General features: G+C 61.3%; 11 protein-coding genes. 4 read left to right on the top strand and 7 right to left on the bottom strand.

The window, feature by feature from the left end; translation table 11 throughout:
* Nucleotides 1-99 precede the first annotated feature (99 nt).
* Nucleotides 100-570, bottom strand: a complete 471-nt coding sequence (locus PMI31_RS08695) for a DUF1289 domain-containing protein (protein ID WP_008017538.1) — start codon at nucleotides 568-570, stop codon at nucleotides 100-102.
* A 456-nt stretch (nucleotides 571-1026) separates the two neighbouring features.
* Here PMI31_RS08695 and acnB point away from each other — a divergent pair, with 456 nt between their 5' ends.
* On the top strand, nucleotides 1027-3627 hold the full coding sequence (gene acnB / locus PMI31_RS08690) for a bifunctional aconitate hydratase 2/2-methylisocitrate dehydratase (RefSeq protein WP_043302292.1): 2601 nt from the start codon (nucleotides 1027-1029) through the stop codon (nucleotides 3625-3627).
* A gap of 181 nt (nucleotides 3628-3808) precedes the next feature.
* Here acnB and PMI31_RS08685 read toward each other — a convergent pair whose 3' ends face one another.
* Complete coding sequence (locus PMI31_RS08685; RefSeq protein ID WP_008017536.1) at nucleotides 3809-5461, bottom strand: SulP family inorganic anion transporter; 1653 nt, start codon at nucleotides 5459-5461, stop codon at nucleotides 3809-3811.
* 319 nt (nucleotides 5462-5780) lie between these two features.
* A complete protein-coding gene (locus PMI31_RS08680; RefSeq protein ID WP_008017534.1) occupies nucleotides 5781-7061 on the bottom strand; it encodes a serine/threonine transporter in 1281 nt (426 codons plus the stop codon).
* 362 nt (nucleotides 7062-7423) lie between these two features.
* Here PMI31_RS08680 and PMI31_RS08675 point away from each other — a divergent pair, with 362 nt between their 5' ends.
* The 3 genes from PMI31_RS08675 to PMI31_RS08665 all read left to right on the top strand — a co-directional run bounded on the left by PMI31_RS08675 (nucleotide 7424) and on the right by PMI31_RS08665 (nucleotide 9593).
* Nucleotides 7424-7807 carry a tautomerase family protein gene (locus PMI31_RS08675; RefSeq protein ID WP_008017533.1) on the top strand — a complete coding sequence of 128 codons (384 nt, stop codon included), beginning with the start codon at nucleotides 7424-7426 and terminating at the stop codon, nucleotides 7805-7807.
* 29 nt (nucleotides 7808-7836) lie between these two features.
* Nucleotides 7837-8424, top strand: coding sequence for a TetR/AcrR family transcriptional regulator (locus tag PMI31_RS08670; RefSeq protein WP_008017532.1), 588 nt, complete (start codon nucleotides 7837-7839; stop codon nucleotides 8422-8424).
* Between the two features lie 197 nt (nucleotides 8425-8621).
* Nucleotides 8622-9593 carry a 2-hydroxyacid dehydrogenase gene (locus PMI31_RS08665; protein WP_008017531.1) on the top strand — a complete coding sequence of 324 codons (972 nt, stop codon included), beginning with the start codon at nucleotides 8622-8624 and terminating at the stop codon, nucleotides 9591-9593.
* On the opposite strand, the gene tssA is transcribed toward PMI31_RS08665, so the two are convergent.
* Genes tssA through tssK form a run of 4 tightly spaced genes read right to left on the bottom strand, consistent with a single transcriptional unit; the run spans nucleotide 9590 to nucleotide 16610 of the window.
* Entirely contained in the window at nucleotides 9590-10678 is a 1089-nt protein-coding gene (gene tssA, locus PMI31_RS08660; RefSeq protein WP_008017530.1) for a type VI secretion system protein TssA, read from the bottom strand. The two genes, PMI31_RS08665 and tssA, sit on opposite strands and share 4 nt — an antisense overlap.
* Nucleotides 10675-14496, bottom strand: coding sequence for a type VI secretion system protein (locus tag PMI31_RS08655; RefSeq protein ID WP_008017529.1), 3822 nt, complete (start codon nucleotides 14494-14496; stop codon nucleotides 10675-10677). Before PMI31_RS08655 ends, tssA begins: the two co-directional genes overlap by 4 nt.
* Nucleotides 14493-15260 (bottom strand): DotU family type IV/VI secretion system protein, encoded by a 768-nt coding sequence (locus PMI31_RS08650; RefSeq protein ID WP_008017528.1) that lies wholly within the window; start codon nucleotides 15258-15260, stop codon nucleotides 14493-14495. The genes PMI31_RS08655 and PMI31_RS08650 overlap by 4 nt, the downstream gene beginning before the upstream one ends.
* An 18-nt stretch (nucleotides 15261-15278) precedes the next feature.
* Nucleotides 15279-16610 carry a type VI secretion system baseplate subunit TssK gene (tssK, locus tag PMI31_RS08645; protein WP_008017527.1) on the bottom strand — a complete coding sequence of 444 codons (1332 nt, stop codon included), beginning with the start codon at nucleotides 16608-16610 and terminating at the stop codon, nucleotides 15279-15281.
* Nucleotides 16611-16623 lie beyond the last annotated feature (13 nt).

Raw genomic sequence — 16623 nt, 5'->3', positions numbered from 1 at the left:
ATTTTTGGTGCCTGTGAAATCGCCTTCGCTGGCAAGCCAGCTCCTGCAAGGTGGATGCAGAACCTGTAGGAGCTGGCTTGCCAGCGAAGCTTTTAACGATTAGGCGCCGAAGGCGTCCTTCAGGAACCCCGGCGCAATGTAGCGCTGGTAATGGGCCTCGGAGAGCAGGAAAAATTCCCGATCAATGGCATCGCGCAATTCCGGCAGGTTCCAGTCGCGAAACTCTGGCAGCAACACCATCCCGTAGGCTTCCAGGTTGTTGATCACCCGTGCGCCCCGCGCGATCAGCTGGTAGGCCCAGCAGTATTCCGACTGATGGGGCACGAAACGGATCTGGCGCTGCTCCAGCTGCATTCTCAGCAGTGCCGGGTCGAAAATTTCCACCTTGGCGGCCATCACCTGCGACAGCAACTGCTCAAGACGCAGCCATACCGCGCGCTTTTCTTCCTCGTTGTAACCGTTCCAGTGGATCACTTCGTGGTGGAAACGCTTGCAGCCACGGCACACCAGGTCACCGTAAACAGTGGAGCAGAGGCCGACGCAGGGTGTCTTGATGGTCTGATTGGGCATAGATAGGCAAAACGCGAAAAAGCAGGACAGGCGGTCATGTTAGCCCTTTGTCCGCCATTGATCACCCCTCAAAGCTCAGGGCCTTGGGTGAATGAGGGTTGGTGGCCGCCTCCACCAAAGTCCAATAAAACCTGACTTACCTTTAATTTTTTTTTGCCGTAGAATCAGCCTGCCTTTTTAGGCGCCAATGTCCGTTAGAAGCTGTTTTCAAAGCGTCACGAGCACAGTCGTTCCTTCAGAGCGGTGTTGGCGAGGGGTTTTTCCAGCGGGGAAAAGCCCAACGCCAACCCTCATCAGCTCCCGTTCTGCAGGCGTAAAACTTTGAAAGCAGCTTCTGTAAGGAATTGTCGGTAATTCTGGCTAAGTGGCTCACAACGCCATGCAGCGCATGAGTACGGCAATTTCGGGATGAGCGTCCCGGACACCCATTTGGGACCACTGATGAGGGTAATAACTGTGCTTGAAGCCTACCGCAAACATATCGAAGAGCGCGCAGCACTGGGTATCGTTCCCCAGCCGCTAAACGCCGAACAAACTGCAGGCCTGGTCGAGCTGCTGAAAAATCCCCCGGCTGGCGAAGAAGCATTCCTCGTTGACCTGATCACCAATCGCGTTCCGCCAGGTGTGGACGAAGCGGCCTATGTCAAGGCCGGCTTCCTGTCCGCCATCGCCAAAGGCGAAGCCAAATCCCCCCTGATCGACAAGAAGCGCGCTGTTGAACTGCTCGGCACCATGCAGGGCGGCTACAACATCGTGACTCTGGTAAACCTGCTGGACGACGCCGAACTGGCACCAGTAGCTGCCGAAGAACTCAAGCACACCCTGCTGATGTTCGATGCCTTCCACGACGTCGCTGAAAAAGCCAAGAAGGGTAACGTTCACGCCAAAGGCGTGCTGCAATCCTGGGCTGACGGCGAGTGGTTCGTGAAGCGCCCGACCCTGGCCGACAAGATCAGCCTGCGCGTGTTCAAGGTCACCGGCGAAACCAACACCGACGACCTGTCCCCTGCTCCAGATGCCTGGTCCCGTCCAGACATCCCGCTGCACGCCCTGGCCATGCTGAAAATGGCTCGCGACGGCATCGTGCCGGACGAGCAAGGCGTCACCGGTCCGATGAAGCAGATCGAAGAAATGCGCAACGCCGGCTTCCCGATCGCCTACGTCGGCGACGTGGTCGGTACCGGTTCTTCGCGTAAATCGGCCACCAACTCGGTACTGTGGTTCTTCGGTGACGACGTTCCTTACGTGCCGAACAAGCGTGCCGGCGGTTTCTGCTTCGGCAGCAAGATCGCTCCGATCTTCTACAACACCATGGAAGATGCCGGCGCACTGCCAATCGAATTCGACGTATCCAACATGCACATGGGCGACGTGATCGACCTGTACCCGCATGCTGGCAAAGTCTGCAAGCACGGCACCGACGAAGTCCTGACCACCTTCGAAATGAAGACCCCGGTCCTGCTCGACGAAGTGCGCGCTGGCGGCCGTATCCCGCTGATCATCGGCCGTGGCCTGACCGAGAAGGCTCGTGCCGAACTGGGCCTGCCACCTTCGACCCTGTTCAAGAAGCCTGAAGCACCGGCTGAAAGCACCAAGGGTTTCACCCTGGCGCAGAAAATGGTCGGCAAGGCTTGCGGCGTGACCGGCATCCGTCCGGGCACCTACTGCGAACCGAAGATGACCACCGTAGGTTCCCAGGACACCACCGGTCCAATGACCCGTGACGAACTGAAAGACCTGGCGTGCCTGGGCTTCTCGACCGACCTGGTGATGCAGTCCTTCTGCCACACCGCGGCTTATCCAAAGCCGATCGACGTGACCACCCACCACACCCTGCCTGACTTCATCATGACCCGCGGCGGCGTTTCCCTGCGTCCGGGCGACGGCATCATCCACTCGTGGCTGAACCGCATGCTGCTGCCGGACACCGTCGGTACCGGTGGTGACTCCCACACCCGTTTCCCGATCGGCATTTCGTTCCCGGCCGGTTCCGGCCTGGTCGCGTTCGCCGCAGCCACCGGCGTCATGCCGCTGGACATGCCTGAGTCGATCCTGGTTCGCTTCAAAGGCGAACTGCAGCCAGGCGTCACCCTGCGTGACCTGGTTCACGCCATTCCTTACTACGCGATCCAGAAAGGCCTGTTGACCGTAGAGAAGAAAGGCAAGAAAAACGCCTTCTCCGGTCGCATCCTGGAGATCGAAGGTCTGGAAAAACTGACCGTCGAGCAAGCGTTCGAACTGTCCGACGCCTCGGCCGAACGTTCGGCTGCCGGTTGCACCATCAAGCTGTCCAAAGAGTCGATCGCCGAGTACCTGCAATCGAACATCACCCTGCTGCGCTGGATGATCGGCGAAGGCTACGGCGATGCTCGTACCCTGGAACGTCGCGCTCAAGCAATGGAAGCCTGGCTGGCCAACCCAGAGCTGCTGGAAGCTGACAAGGACGCCGAATACGCCGAAGTCATCGAGATCGACCTGGCCGACGTCAAGGAGCCTGTGCTCTGCGCGCCGAACGACCCGGACGACGCTCGCCTGCTCTCCAGCGTTGCTGGCGAGAAGATCGACGAAGTGTTCATCGGTTCGTGCATGACCAACATCGGTCACTTCCGCGCCGCCGGCAAGTTGCTGGAACAGGTCAAGGGTCAGCTGCCAACCCGTCTGTGGCTGTCGCCGCCGACCAAGATGGACGCTCACCAGCTGACCGAAGAAGGTTACTACGGCATCTACGGCAAGGCCGGCGCTCGCATGGAAATGCCAGGCTGCTCGCTGTGCATGGGTAACCAGGCACGTGTAGAAGCCAACTCCACCGTGGTGTCGACGTCGACCCGTAACTTCCCGAACCGTCTGGGTGACGGCGCGAACGTCTACCTGGCTTCGGCCGAGCTGGCGTCCGTGGCCTCCATCCTGGGTCGCCTGCCGACCGTCGAGGAGTACATGGAATACGCTGGCAAGATCGACAGCATGGCGGCCGATGTCTACCGCTACCTGTCCTTCGACCAGATCGCCGAGTTCCGTGAAGCTGCTGCGAACGCCAACATTCCGGTCGTTCAAGCCTAACGTTGCAACGCAATGAAAAACGCCGCCCATCGTGAGATGTGCGGCGTTTTTTTATGCAGGTTAAAAATCACTGGGTGTTCCGACCTCATCGCGGGCAAGCCCGCTCCCACAGGTTTTGTGAACGACATAAATCACTGTGGGAGCGGGCTTGCCCGCGATGAGGCCAGCACATTCAGCACAGTCATTTGTTGAGCTTGAGGGCCTGCTGCACCGCACCATCCACGCTCAACCCGCTCAGCACCACAGCGTTGGCCTCCACCTCCGGCAACGCCGCCAGCGCCGCTTGCGCACTGTCCTTTAGACGAGCCAGAGTCAGGCGCTTGCCTTCCTGATGCACCCGCACGAAAAACGCCTGCAACGCCTCGATGCTGGTGCCATCCAGGTCGGGAGATTCCTCAAGACTGAGAATCACTGAATGAACGGGCTCCTGTGAGTGCCGGACCAGACGCAAGGCGCCACCAAGAATCCGCTCGACGTTGGCAAAGAACAACGCCTCACCCGGGCGGACAATCAACACGCCTGGCACGGTTTGCGCCGTTGGGTGGCGTTGCAGGTCGACAAAGTCGTGACCGCCATCGATGCGCCCCAGAATCTGAATATCCGCTGCCGACATCTGCTTGAGCATCAGCAACACGCTGATCGCCACGGCCACCAGCAAGCCGTCCAGCACCCCCAGCACCAGCACCGCACCCACGGCGCAGATCACCAGCAATCGGTCACGGCGCCAGATGAAATACCGTCCCAGCGGCTGCAGGCTCAAGCCGCGCCCCAAGGCATGGATGACGATGGCCGCGAGGATCGGCTCCGGGGTCAGGGCAATGTAGGGCAGCACTGTCAGGACAATGATCAGCACCACCAGCGCTGCCACGATACCGGCCAGGCGCGAAGTGGCACCTGCCGCCTCATTGGCCGACGTGGCCGAATACCCCGCGCCAGCCGGCATGCCGTGGAACAGTCCGGACAACAGGTTGCAAGCCCCCAGCGCCAGCAGGTCGCGGTTCGAGGTGACGCGATCGCGATGTTTTAGAGCAAAAGAACTGATCGAGCCATAAGACTCCGCATACAGAATCATCACCATGGCGAACGCCAATTCACCCAGACGCAGCCAGTCGGTAAACGGCAGTACCGGCAACTTCGGCACCTCCAGGCTCAGGTCGATCACGCCGATCAGCTTCACGCCATAAGCCGGCAGGTCTAGCCATTGCCCCGCCGCAATGCCAATGACCACCACCAACAAACCACCTGGCAGGCGTCGAAACCGTGCGAACAACCCTAACAAGGCCAATGCCACGGCGCCGACGCCAGCCGCCGCCCAGTTCCAGTGCGGCAGTTGTTCCAGCAATTGCGGCAGAAAGCGCACCAGGTTGGCATTGGTCAAATGCACACCGACCACGCTGGCGACCTGCTTGAGAATGATCGTCAGCGCCAGGCCAAAGGCAAAACCGCGCAGCACCGGTTTGGCAATGAACGACGTCACGCTGCCGAGCTTGAACAGCCCGGCCAGCAAGAAAAACGCCCCGGTCACCAACACCAGGCCGAAAGCCAGGGTCGAGCGCAGTTGCGGGTCACCATTGGCCAGGGTGGCGGTCGCAGCGGCCAGCACGGCGGCGGAAGATGAGGTGGCCGAAACAATGGCGAAGCGGCTGGTACCGAACAGGCCATAACACAGCAACCCGGCAAACAAGGCGATCACCCCGGCCTGGGGCGCCAGTGCGGCGATGCTTGAATAAGCAACCGCCTCGGGCAGCAGCAGGCCGGCAATCGACAAACCTGCCAGCAGATCCTGCCAGCGATTGGGCGATTCAACGGGGTTGGGCGGTAAGGCGCTCGACAATCCAGTGTCTCCAGTCGAAAAAACCCGTTGCGCGAGTGATACGCACAGCCGCCACTGTAGCTCAAAAGCAAAAAATCGCCGCCTGTGACGATGGGGTCGTGGCAGTCGACATCATTAGTGAATGCCAGTCCGCCTGCTCGCGAAAAATGTCAGGGCAACACGAGCACCCAGACACCCCGCGTCATCGTTGACGTCCATCGCGAGCAGGCTCGCTCCTACAGATGACCGTGTGAAACTGAATCCCCCCCGATATCACCAAAAAAAACGGCCAACCCGAAACCCGGATCAGCCGTCATTCACTCACCCAATCAAACAGCAATCACGCACTCAGCGAATACACCAACGCCGAAATCGCCACCAGGCCCACCGCCGTCACGAAGACATTGGACGCCTGACCGCGATAACGTGCCATCGCCGGCACCTTGCGGATGGCGTACATCGGCATCAGGAACAGGATCGCCGCAATCACCGGACCACCCAGGGTTTCGATCATCCCGAGAATGCTCGGGTTCAACGTAGCGACGATCCAGCACACCACCAGCATGAACGCAGCGGTCATGCGGTCCAGAGACTTGGCTGATGGACGCTTGCCGCTCTTGACGATCAGGCCCTTGAGGCCTTCGCTGGCGCCGATGTAGTGCCCCAGGAACGACTTGGAAATGGCCACGAAGGCAATCAACGGCGCCGCAAAGGCGATGGTCGGATTGCTGAAGTGGTTGGCCAGGTACGACAGGATCGACAGGTTCTGCGCCTTGGCTTCAGCCAGTTGTGCAGGCGACAGGGTTAGTACACAGCTGAAGACGAAGAACAGCACCATCACCACCATCAGCAGATGGGCGCGGGACAGGATCTGCGAGCTGCGCTCCTCGGCGTGCTCCCCGTAGCGACGCTTCTGGTCCACGGCGAACGCCGAAATGATCGGCGAGTGGTTGAACGAGAACACCATCACCGGAATCGCCAGCCACAAGGTGTGCAGCAACGCCGAAGGCGCCGGCATATCGCTGGCGGTGGCCAGGATGCCGCCGTTCCAGTGGGGAATCAGGTACACCGCCAGAAACAGCAAGGCGACGATGAACGGGTAGACCATCAGGCTCATGGCCTTGACGATCAGTTGCTCACCACAACGCACCACCGCCAGCAGGCCGAGGATCAGCACCAGCGACAGCACGGCGCGCGGTGGCGGCATGATGTGCAGTTGATGCTCGAGGAAACTGCCCACGGTGTTGGTCAGGGCCACGCTGTAGATCAGCAGGATCGGGAAAATGGCGAAGAAGTACAGCAAGGTGATCAGCGCGCCGGCCTTGATGCCGAAATGCTCCTCCACCACCTCGGTGATGTCGGCGCCTTCGCGCCCGGACAGCACGAAACGGGTCAGCCCGCGGTGTGCGTAGAAGGTCATCGGGAACGCCAGCAACGCCAGGATCAGCAGCGGCCAGAATCCGCCCAGGCCTGCGTTGATCGGTAAAAACAGGGTTCCCGCACCAATCGCCGTGCCAAACAGGCCCAGCATCCAGGTGGTGTCTTGCCGATTCCAGCTCGAAAGCGTCGCGGGTGTCGCTTCTACATAGCGTTCGTTAACGCTATTGGCCTGATCATTCATCCGGTGGGATCTCCACATTCCGGTCACTTGCCACCCGGCCAGGACGCGTCGGAATACCCGACAGGCAGCGCCCGGCCGAAACAGGGGCGCGATTCTGGAGGATTAGTGAGCAGAAGCAAAGACTTAGGTGAGGAACGGTGGTACCAGGTTGACGAAAAATCCCGTGTAGGAGCTGGCTTGCCAGCGAAGGCGCCTGAAAGATCGGCGCATGGCTCAAGACCGCCTTCGCCGGCAAGCCGGCTCCTACAAGGGAATGCGGTGATTCCGGCACTGGCACTTGATCGCCAAAGCGCAATCCGCACTTGATAAAGGTTCAGCGTCATGTATTTTTAACTGACCTGAAGCCCACCTGGAGTCTTCCCATGCCACTGGTTCGCGTCGACATCAAAAAACACCAGGACCCCACCCACGCCAAACGCATCGGGCAACTGATCTATGCCGCCATGCGCCAGACCATTGGCGTACCGGAGCACGACAACTTCCAGATCCTGGCCGAACACGACGAACAGCATTTCATCTTTGATCCCGAGTATCTGGGCATCAACCGCACCGATAACCTGGTCGTCATCCAGATCACCCTCAACGAAGGGCGAACCCTGGAGCAGAAAAAAAACCTCTACAAAACCATCGCCGAAAGCCTTCATGCAGAGCTGGCCGTGCGCCTGGAGGATGTATTCATCAATCTGGTGGAAGTGAAAAAAGAGAACTGGTCGTTCGGCAACGGGATTGCCCAATACGCCCTCTGACGTTCAACCTGTAGATTCGAGAGTGACCCATGCCCCGAGTTTCCCGCAAACAAGCCGACCTCAACCGCGAAATCATCGTCGATGCCGCCACACGGCTGTTTCGCGAACGCGGTTTGCACGGGATCAGTGTTGTCGATGTGATGGCCGCCGCGGGCCTGACCCACGGCGGCTTCTACGGGCACTTCGAATCCAGGGAAGCCCTGGCACAAGAGGCCAGTGGCCGGGCTTTCGAGCAAGCCGCGCAACGCTGGCAAGCGCGGGTGGCCGAGCATGACGACAAGGACGCTGCCCGTCGCGCCGTGATCGAACCCTACCTGTCCAATGAAAGCCGGGACAATCCAGGCGACAGCTGCCCGGTGGTGGCCTTTGCCGGGGACATGTGCCACGAGGCCGCCGAGAGCGGTTTGCGTCAAACCTATTTGCAGGGCCTGAACAACCTGCTCGACTCGCTCGGCTCGCTACTGGATACAGAGGACGAAGCCGGCAAACGGCAGCAGGCGCTGGTGCAGTACTCGCTGATGTTCGGCGCACTGATGCTGTCCCGGGCCACCCGCGGCGACCCGCTGTCGGATGAAATTCTCGAGGCGGCCCGGGCCGCCCTCGCGCCGTCCAGGTAAAGCGACCTCGATCCACGCCAAAAAATCGCAGGCTTCGCCAGCCCCCACACTGAGCGCGGCGACCACCCTGTCGCGCCGCCCGCCGTTGCGCAGGTCCTGTCGCGGGCTGCGATCACTGGTGGTTGCCAAGCTATCCTTAAATCAGCAATCTCAAGCGAAGTTCGAGCCGATTTTTCGATGCCCACAGGGAGCCAAGCATGCCTGTAACCGTTCTGGTACTGGTTGAAACCATCAATGATTACCTGCCCATCCTGGAACACCAGGGCTTCCACCTGATTCTGGCCCCGACGCCCGCCGAGCGCGCCGAAGCCATCGCCCGGCACGCCGGGCAGATCGACGCCGTCCTCACCCGTGGCCCATTGGGGCTGTATGCCGATGAAATCGCCGCGCTGCCCAACCTCAAGATCATCTGCGTGATCGGTGCCGGCTATGAACACGTCGACTTGCAGGCCGCCGCCGACCGGGGCATCACCGTCACCAATGGCGCCGGGGTGAACGCCTCGTCCGTCGCCGACCATGCCATGGCGCTGCTGCTGTCGCTGGTACGCGACGTGCCGCGCTGTGATGCCGCCGTACGGCGCGGCGAGTGGCCGAAGATCATGCGCCCTTCCCTCGCCGGCAAACGCCTGGGCATCCTTGGTCTCGGCGCGGTCGGCATGGCCATCGCCAAACGTGCCGGCGCCGGATTCGACATGAGCATTTGCTACCACAACCGCCAGCATCGCAGCGATGTGCCCTACACGTTCTGCTCGACCCCGACCGAACTGGCGCGCGCCTCGGACTTCCTGATCGTCGCCACGCCCGGCGGCCTGGGCACCAAGCACCTGGTCAATCGCCAGGTACTCGACGCGTTGGGCCCCCAGGGGTTTATCGTCAACATTGCCCGGGCCAGCGTGATTGTCACCGCCGACCTGATCACCGCCCTGGAGCAACGTCGGATCGCTGGCGCCGCGCTGGATGTGTTCGATGCCGAACCGAAGGTGCCGAATGTGCTCAAGACCCTGAGTAACGTGATCCTCACACCCCATGTCGCCGGTCTGTCCCCGGAAGCCACCCAGGGCACCGTCGAAATGGTGGGCAAGAACCTCGTGGCGTTTTTCTCCGGCCAACCGGTGTACACGCCGATTGCCTTGCCCGCACCGATCACGCCGTACTTGGTCACCGATTAAAGGACGCCCAACAGCGTCCAGAGACGACGGGATTCGGCATCGGCCGAGATCAGCTCACCCAACAGTTCACTCAGCGGTTTGTTGCCCCACTCCACCCCCCTGCGAATCAAATATGGGACGGGGCTGTGGGGTTCGGTGCGTGTCAGGTACTCAGCAATCAACAGTAATTGCCGATAGGCCTCGTCGCGACTCACCGGCTCGCGAAACACCTGCGGTGTGGATGGCACCGACGCCGGCCCGGCCGATTCTGACGCCGCCAGGGATGGCGGCTCGACCGGCACCGCGGTCAATGATCCTGGCTGCATGGCGATGAACTCCTGGACCAGTGTCAATAACGCTTCGATCACATCCTGCAAGCCCCTGAAGCCCGGTGCCTGGGCGCCGAGGTAAGCATCGCTCCAGGCTTGCAGCCGTTGCAGATGTTGCAAACTCGCCAGCAGATTGTCCTGGCGGCGTAGCCAGTGGGACAAAGGTGTGGACCGGATCAGCTCGGTCAGTTTTTGCTGTTCGCCCCGTGCTGTTTCCGCCGCTGTTTTTGCCGCCTTGCTGTCATTGACCAGTACCTGTTGCAGCTGCAATCGCCGCCAGGCGTCCAGGCAGTATCCTTCGAACTCACCGTGACGCGGATCGAGCAACGGCACCCGCGTCAGCAACACTTCGCTGTAGCGCCGCACCAGCCATTCCAGGGGTATGACCCGCCATGACTGGTCACCGTCTTCGGCCCGGGGATGAAGCTGCTCGGGGTAGCGCTCGCATAGGCCCGCGACCAGTGCGAGGCTGCCCGGCAAGCCCTCCAGGCCGTCCCGATGCAACCAGGCCTCGCCGAGCCAGGCGCACACCATCAAATCCTTGCTGCGCTCAAGCAGCAACGTGGTGGTCAGCTTCTCCAGCTCGGGCCATTGCGCCCGCTTGATCGAAGACTGCCAGACCCCCGTTGGCAGGCTGGTGTCGTCCTCCCGGCGCAGTTCACGGGCCTGGTCGAACTCACGCTCGTAACGCAAGTCCTCGCCGCAGGGTGCCTGTTCGCTGATGGGTTCGAGCAGTCGGGCAATCAGCTCCGGCAACGGTGGTGAAGTCAGGTTCACAAGCCCTCCTCCTCAGTCATGACCGTCGCAGACGCAGTCGCCCTGGTTTGCATGAACGGTGAACGCGGGGCCCGGGTGGGCAGCGGTGGAATGGACAGCGGCAATTTCGAGCCCTGGCTCATTAACGACAGGCGCATAAACATTTGTGTCTGCCCGGCCGTGCTGGTCTGTGCAGTCACCGGCAAACGCAATGTCAGCGGAAAATCGGTGAAATCCATGTTCGGCTGGCGCTGCACCGACTGGTGCGAACGGATCAGGCGCAGCAACGACCACGGGCCGCCGTACTCCCAACCGGCTTCGAAATCACGCACCATCAGGTTGGGCTGCAACGGATCATTGGCCGGACGTTGCGAGCCGTTCCTGGCCCAGCGCAAGGTCAACCGGACTGGTTGGCCGACCATCCAGCGCAGGTTCGGCTGTGGCTCGCCGGGGTAATTGATTTGCTGATTACCGGCATTCAAACCCCAGGCAATCACTTGATCGGCGCCACGCTCCTCATTGCGATCGGTGCGCCAGCGCACATCCATTTCAACGCCGAGGATGCCGCTCTTGTCCCGCACGAACAGCGGACCCAGCCACGTGCTGGCCAGCTTCAAGCGGTTGAGGAAATCCTCGGCAGCCAGACGCTCCGGCGTCTGGCTCAGTTGCAACCCGGCCTGCGCCACGGGCAGTCGTTTGTCGATCAGATCGAGGAAGTGCTGAACCCGGGCCGGGTCGGCGTCGGTGGCCTGCACGCCGTTGGCGAACGGGAAGCGCTCGGCCAGGTATTGATTGAAGTAGCTGGCCAGGTCGTTCCAGGCTGCCGCTGCTTGTTGCTGCTGCAAGAACTGACAGCGTTGCATCGCGCTCTGTTGCAGATCCAGGGCCCGCAGGGCCAAGGTTCCGCGCCCACCGGACAAGCTGGCTGTCTGCAGAATCTGGCCGCAGGACGTGGCGTCCATTTCAATGAAATCGCGGCTCACCAACTGCTCGATCTGGGCCGGAGAACTGGCGGGGTTCTGATCCTTGTACTTGAGCAGCTCATCGTTGAGCGCGCTGAATTGCATGACGCGCTCGTAATCCAGCGCCGAGAGATTCTGTTGCTGAGTCTTCAACCAATCCAGCGCCGAGGTGCGCCGTTCGGTGATGCCAAGCATGGTGTTGAATTGCTGCTTGAGGCTCAGCTTCAAATCCTGCACATCAAGGGCGCCAAACAGTTGCAGGCCAAGGTTTTTCGAGCCGTCCCACTGGTTGATCTCACTGCGCCCGCTGAACAACGGCTGCGCGGTAATCTCCTCCAGACCGCTGACCACCTGGGCCATGGCGCGGCGATTCAACGCGTTTTGCACTCGCATGGCCAGATCGTTGCGATGGACCTCGGCGAAGGCTTTTTGCAAGGCCACGGCCTGTGGCGCCAGCACGTTGAATACATCATCGCCACGGGGTTGGTCATTCTGATCCTTGAGACTCAACCACATGGCCTTGGCCGCCGCCCCCTCTGCCGCCTGAAGCACCGCATCGCGATACGCCGGTGGAATGCGCGGCAGTTCTTCGGCGGCATAACTCTTGTAGCTGGCAAAATAATTCAGCGCCGTACCGAGATCATCGCCGTCGACGTCCTGCCCCTGAACGGCAGCGGCGGCCTGATCCGCGCGCAAGGCGATGGCCACGAAATCCCGTTTGAACAGGGCCGCTACCGCGTTGTTCAACTGGTTGACGTGCACTTGCAGGCTCAGTTGCCCGCTGCCCTGCTGAACCAGCAAATTGCCCCGCGCCCCCGCTTGGGCGATCCACTGATCACGAAAGCTTTGCTGCAACCTGGACGCTTGCTGATCCAGCTGTTGCTCGACCTGCGGGCCGAGCAGGCTGCTCTGGCGCACCTTGTCCATCATCTCGCGATAACCCGGCACCAGGTCCTGGCCCTTGCCGCGACTCCAGGCCGAATTGGTCAGGCCTATCAGCGCTTGCAGGTCGTCGATCAGTGCGCGCAAGTCTTCGAGTTCCGCCAGGGAATTACCGCTGCCGGCCTCCAGCCGTTCAAGGTGCAGCTTGAGATAACCGGCCTGACGGACGAAGTTGTCGGCCAGAAAGTACTGGTCAAGCCAACGTTCCATGAGGCCAGAAAAGTTCTCCTCGATGACCGCACGTTCCATGGCCAGGTCCAGGGGCTTCAAGTCACCGCTATTGGCATCGAGCAACACCCGGTTGTAAAAACCGGCACGGTGCAATGTCCCGGCATTGAGGTTCAGGGACAGCGAGTTGTTGCTCAGCAACGCCAGATCTTCGAGCGGCGCCTTGGGGTTGTTCAGCGCTTGATTGAACCATTGATTCTGTTGTTCAAGACGTACTGCGCGCTCCACCAGGTCCTTGGCCTTGACGTAATTTTGCCATTGGGCCGGGTCTTCGCTTTCGACGTTGCCACGTCGCTCGGTGTTGCGAATGGCCTTGAGTTGCACCAGTTCGGCCTTCAGCAAGTCATGCAGCGGTTCCAGCATATGGCTCTGGGCAGTCAGGCGCAGTTGATCCTCCAGTTGCCTGTCCAGCGACGAGAACCAGGAGGTGGGAAACACCACCGAGGTGAAGCTCCAGCGCGGAGCCTTTTCCAGGACCCGCCAGAACCCCTGGACGTTGCGTCGGGTCGACTCCAGCCGATGGGACTCATCGGTGACTGCAACGTAATTCTTCTGTGCGCCTTGTAGCAGACGCGACAGCTCATGGGCATCCTTGACCGAGTCCTGCCAGACCCAGAGCATGCTTGCAGCCCACACCACGCCGACCACCAGGGCCACCGCGCCGGTCAGTCGCTGCCAACGCTGACGCAGGCGCAGCAAACGTGGGACCACCTGAGCCAGACCGCGTTCGGCAACCACCCGGCGCTGCCACAATTGCCGGGCAAAAGCACTCTGCTGCAACCCGTTGTCATGGGCTGAGAATCCGTCGGCAGCCTCTTGCGAAGGCTGGTTGGCGGTCAGGTACACCCCGCGAAAACGTGGCGCCTCGCCTTGGGCATTGCCTTGGAATACCGGTTCGAGCACGGTTTGCAGGTGGCGCCTCAAGGCTTCGAATTGTTCCGGCAACCCAAACAGTTCGCCCTTGAGATGGCCGGACAACGCGCCGATTTCAATGATCGACTCCGACAGGGCCTGATTCACCTGGTCCAGCGCCTGATCACTCCATTGCGCCTGCCAGACTGCCTCGGGACCAAAGGGTGAAGACCAGCCCAAAGTGCGTTCGCGAGCTTCGACAGGGAGCGCCGAGATCAGCTCCTGAAAACCCGGCAGTTCTTCCATGCCGGTAATCACCACATACACCGGCAGGCTCAGGCCAAACCGCTGCAACAGATCGATGAAGCGCCGACGCGCCGCCAGACCCAGGTTCGCGGCCTGCTCGACATTGCCCAGGCGGCTGACCGGCACGGTCCAGATCACCCCGTCCAGTGGCCGTTTGCTGCGCAGGCGCAGGATCAACCCCAACAGGCGCCACCAGCCGCCGCGCTGAAGACTCATGCCTTCATCGGGCAAAAACAGCGCCTGTGGCACCACCAGCACCGCGCCTTCGGGGTCCGACCACCAGCGCCCGAACCAGGCCGGTTTATCCGTCGGTTGCAAGCGCCACTGGCTGCACAACTGGGTGCCCTGGGTTTCATCGCCGAGCATCAGCAGCCATGGAATCTGGTAACGGTCCTGAGCGCCCTGCTCCTGTTCCATATGGCGCACCGCGTTATAAAAACTGCGGATCGCCGCCCCGCTCTGGGTGCGCAACCACCATACCGCCACCGCGATGACCGCCAGCACCACCAACACCACGAAGACCAGCCCCACGATCCCCAGCGTGCTCATGCGTCTTGCTCCGAGGTGGCTACCGGGTCGGTGCTCTGCAACACCGGGTCGAGTTCCTGGCGAATGTCACGCCAGAAGAACTGCCCCAACCCGGTCAGAATCATGACCATGGCGAGAATGACCAAGCCAAGGCGCAAGCCATCGGGCAACGTCTGCCGCACCGGCAACTGCACCGCGGGCACCGCCGAAGGCTGCTCGAGCCGGGTGCTGACATCGGCATATTCCGCGTCGTGCTGCCAGGCAAACGTGAACAGCGCCAGGCGCAATTTTTCATGCTGGGCCTGGCTCTGTTCGCCGCGCAGCCGTCCTTCAAACCCCAACACCAGGCATTGCAAATAGACATTGGCCAGGTCGCGGGTGGCGGGAATCTGCTCGTCCAGCAACGTCTTGATCGCCGCCGGCAGTTTTTCACCGGCCTGACGGCTGGCGTACATCCGCGACTCCAGCGGTTTTTCTTGCCAGGCGGTCTGGCCCGGCCACGGCGTGAACACCAGCGTTTCATCGATCAAGGCGACAAAGGCATAGACCAGTGCCTTGACCTGATCGGTCGCCGCTTCGCCAACCCGGGCGAAAGCCGTGCGCCACAGACGCTGGGATATTTGCGTCGACAGGTCGACCACCGCCTCCACCAGCGCATCGTCATCGCTGTCCCCGGGCAACTGATTCCATTCCCGGGACCATTGCAACCAGGCTTCGCGAAATGCGCTGCTCAACGGTGCTTCACGCAAGCCCCTTGTACCCGCCCCGGCATGCCCCTCGAACATACGACGCCCCTTCCCTGATCAGGCACTTTCACTGGCCTGTGCCACAAACAACACCACTTGCCATGGGCTGCTCGCCGGCTTGGCGGCCGGCGCGACAATCAGCAACGGCAATTGCCCGTCGAACCATTGACCCTCGGCCGTCACCACAAACAACCGCGTGTCGTCGCCGACGCTGTAGGCCACTTGTTCGTTTCGGCTCATCGCCTCATGGGGCAAACCGCTCATGCGCTGGCGACTGAGCAATGGCACATGCGGTGCCGAGGCGATGATCGCGCCGCTCAGCCATTCGCCGGCCGCCTGTTCGCTGCTGCCGTTGGGCATGCGCAAACCGATGACCAGGCGCTGGCTCGGCCGGTCGTCCGGCAGTTGAATCGAGAAGCTCTGTTCGCTGCGTTCGAACGGCAGGCTGCGATAGCCGGCGCGGATCAATTCGAGGGTATTTTCGAGCCAGTCCAGGACTTGTTCATAGCCGCGCTGCAGCTCGAGAAAATCCAGGGGGGCGAACGGTGGAACCCCGGCCAAAGGGTCCAGCGCAGACCAGGCACCGGCCAGCCCAAGCAACAAACCGTGCAATGCCTGCGGGGTGGCCAATCGGCTGTTGAGCGTACCCTCGACCTCCGGCAGGCGCGCCCAGAGCGCCGTCAGTTGTCGACGGATTTCCAGCGCATCGTCTTGATTGCCGGCCTGTTGCGCCTGACGCAAACGGCCAGCCAGGAACATGCATTTCTCCCGCGTCCTGGCACACAGCCCGGCCACCCGGCGACCCAGCAGCGACTCGGGCAGCAGGCATGGCGTGGGCGGTGTGTAGGGCAGCGAAAGGAAACCACCGCCCTCCTTGCGGATTTTCAGCAATGGCAAACAGATGGAATCGGCTTTGTTCAATTGCGTGCACAACCGCGGATTCGGACGCCACACCGTGATCGACTCAGGGTACTCACCGCTGGTCAAATCCGGCAGCGCATCGCCGATCACCGATTGCAACCGGCCCTTGAGCGGCAGCAATTGCCCGGCACGCCATAACGGGCTGACGGCCAGGTACACCGTGACCGTGGCGTTTTCCGAAGCGTTGACCGCTTCGCTGACATCGAGCTCCAGCGCCGGCCCGACACCCACTTGCAGATTGATGGGCAAACCGTCCGGCAGCGTCGCTTGCAGATCGAGCAACCGCACCAGCCCGGCACTCAATGCACCGGGGTCGAACTCGACCCGGCTCACGCCCCAGAACCAGGGATTGCAGGCCTGGGCAAAATGCGCCACCAACGCCTCGGCTCGCAGCCCTTGCAACTGAAAATGCTGGGGCAGCAATTGCATGCCCTCGTGCCAGCAAACCGCGTCAGGTAACAGGCTCATACGACTCCCTTCG

Source organism: Pseudomonas sp. GM55, from assembly GCF_000282395.1.
Taxonomy (GTDB): domain Bacteria; phylum Pseudomonadota; class Gammaproteobacteria; order Pseudomonadales; family Pseudomonadaceae; genus Aquipseudomonas; species Aquipseudomonas fluorescens_CC.
The sequence above is the reverse complement of the archived record's forward strand: the minus strand, read 5'-3'. Positions and strand labels throughout refer to the sequence as shown.

Excerpts from the sequence above, each read along its gene's own strand:
- PMI31_RS08675 (WP_008017533.1), top strand. The coding sequence starts at position 7,424 with ATGCCACTGGTTCGCGTCGACATCAAAAAACACCAGGACCCCACCCAC.
- PMI31_RS08650 (WP_008017528.1), bottom strand. The coding sequence starts at position 15,260 with ATGTTCGAGGGGCATGCCGGGGCGGGTACAAGGGGCTTGCGTGAAGCA.
- PMI31_RS08680 (WP_008017534.1), bottom strand. The coding sequence starts at position 7,061 with ATGAATGATCAGGCCAATAGCGTTAACGAACGCTATGTAGAAGCGACA.
- tssK (WP_008017527.1), bottom strand. The coding sequence starts at position 16,610 with ATGAGCCTGTTACCTGACGCGGTTTGCTGGCACGAGGGCATGCAATTG.
- PMI31_RS08670 (WP_008017532.1), top strand. The coding sequence starts at position 7,837 with ATGCCCCGAGTTTCCCGCAAACAAGCCGACCTCAACCGCGAAATCATC.
- PMI31_RS08655 (WP_008017529.1), bottom strand. The coding sequence starts at position 14,496 with ATGAGCACGCTGGGGATCGTGGGGCTGGTCTTCGTGGTGTTGGTGGTG.
- PMI31_RS08695 (WP_008017538.1), bottom strand. The coding sequence starts at position 570 with ATGCCCAATCAGACCATCAAGACACCCTGCGTCGGCCTCTGCTCCACT.
- PMI31_RS08665 (WP_008017531.1), top strand. The coding sequence starts at position 8,622 with ATGCCTGTAACCGTTCTGGTACTGGTTGAAACCATCAATGATTACCTG.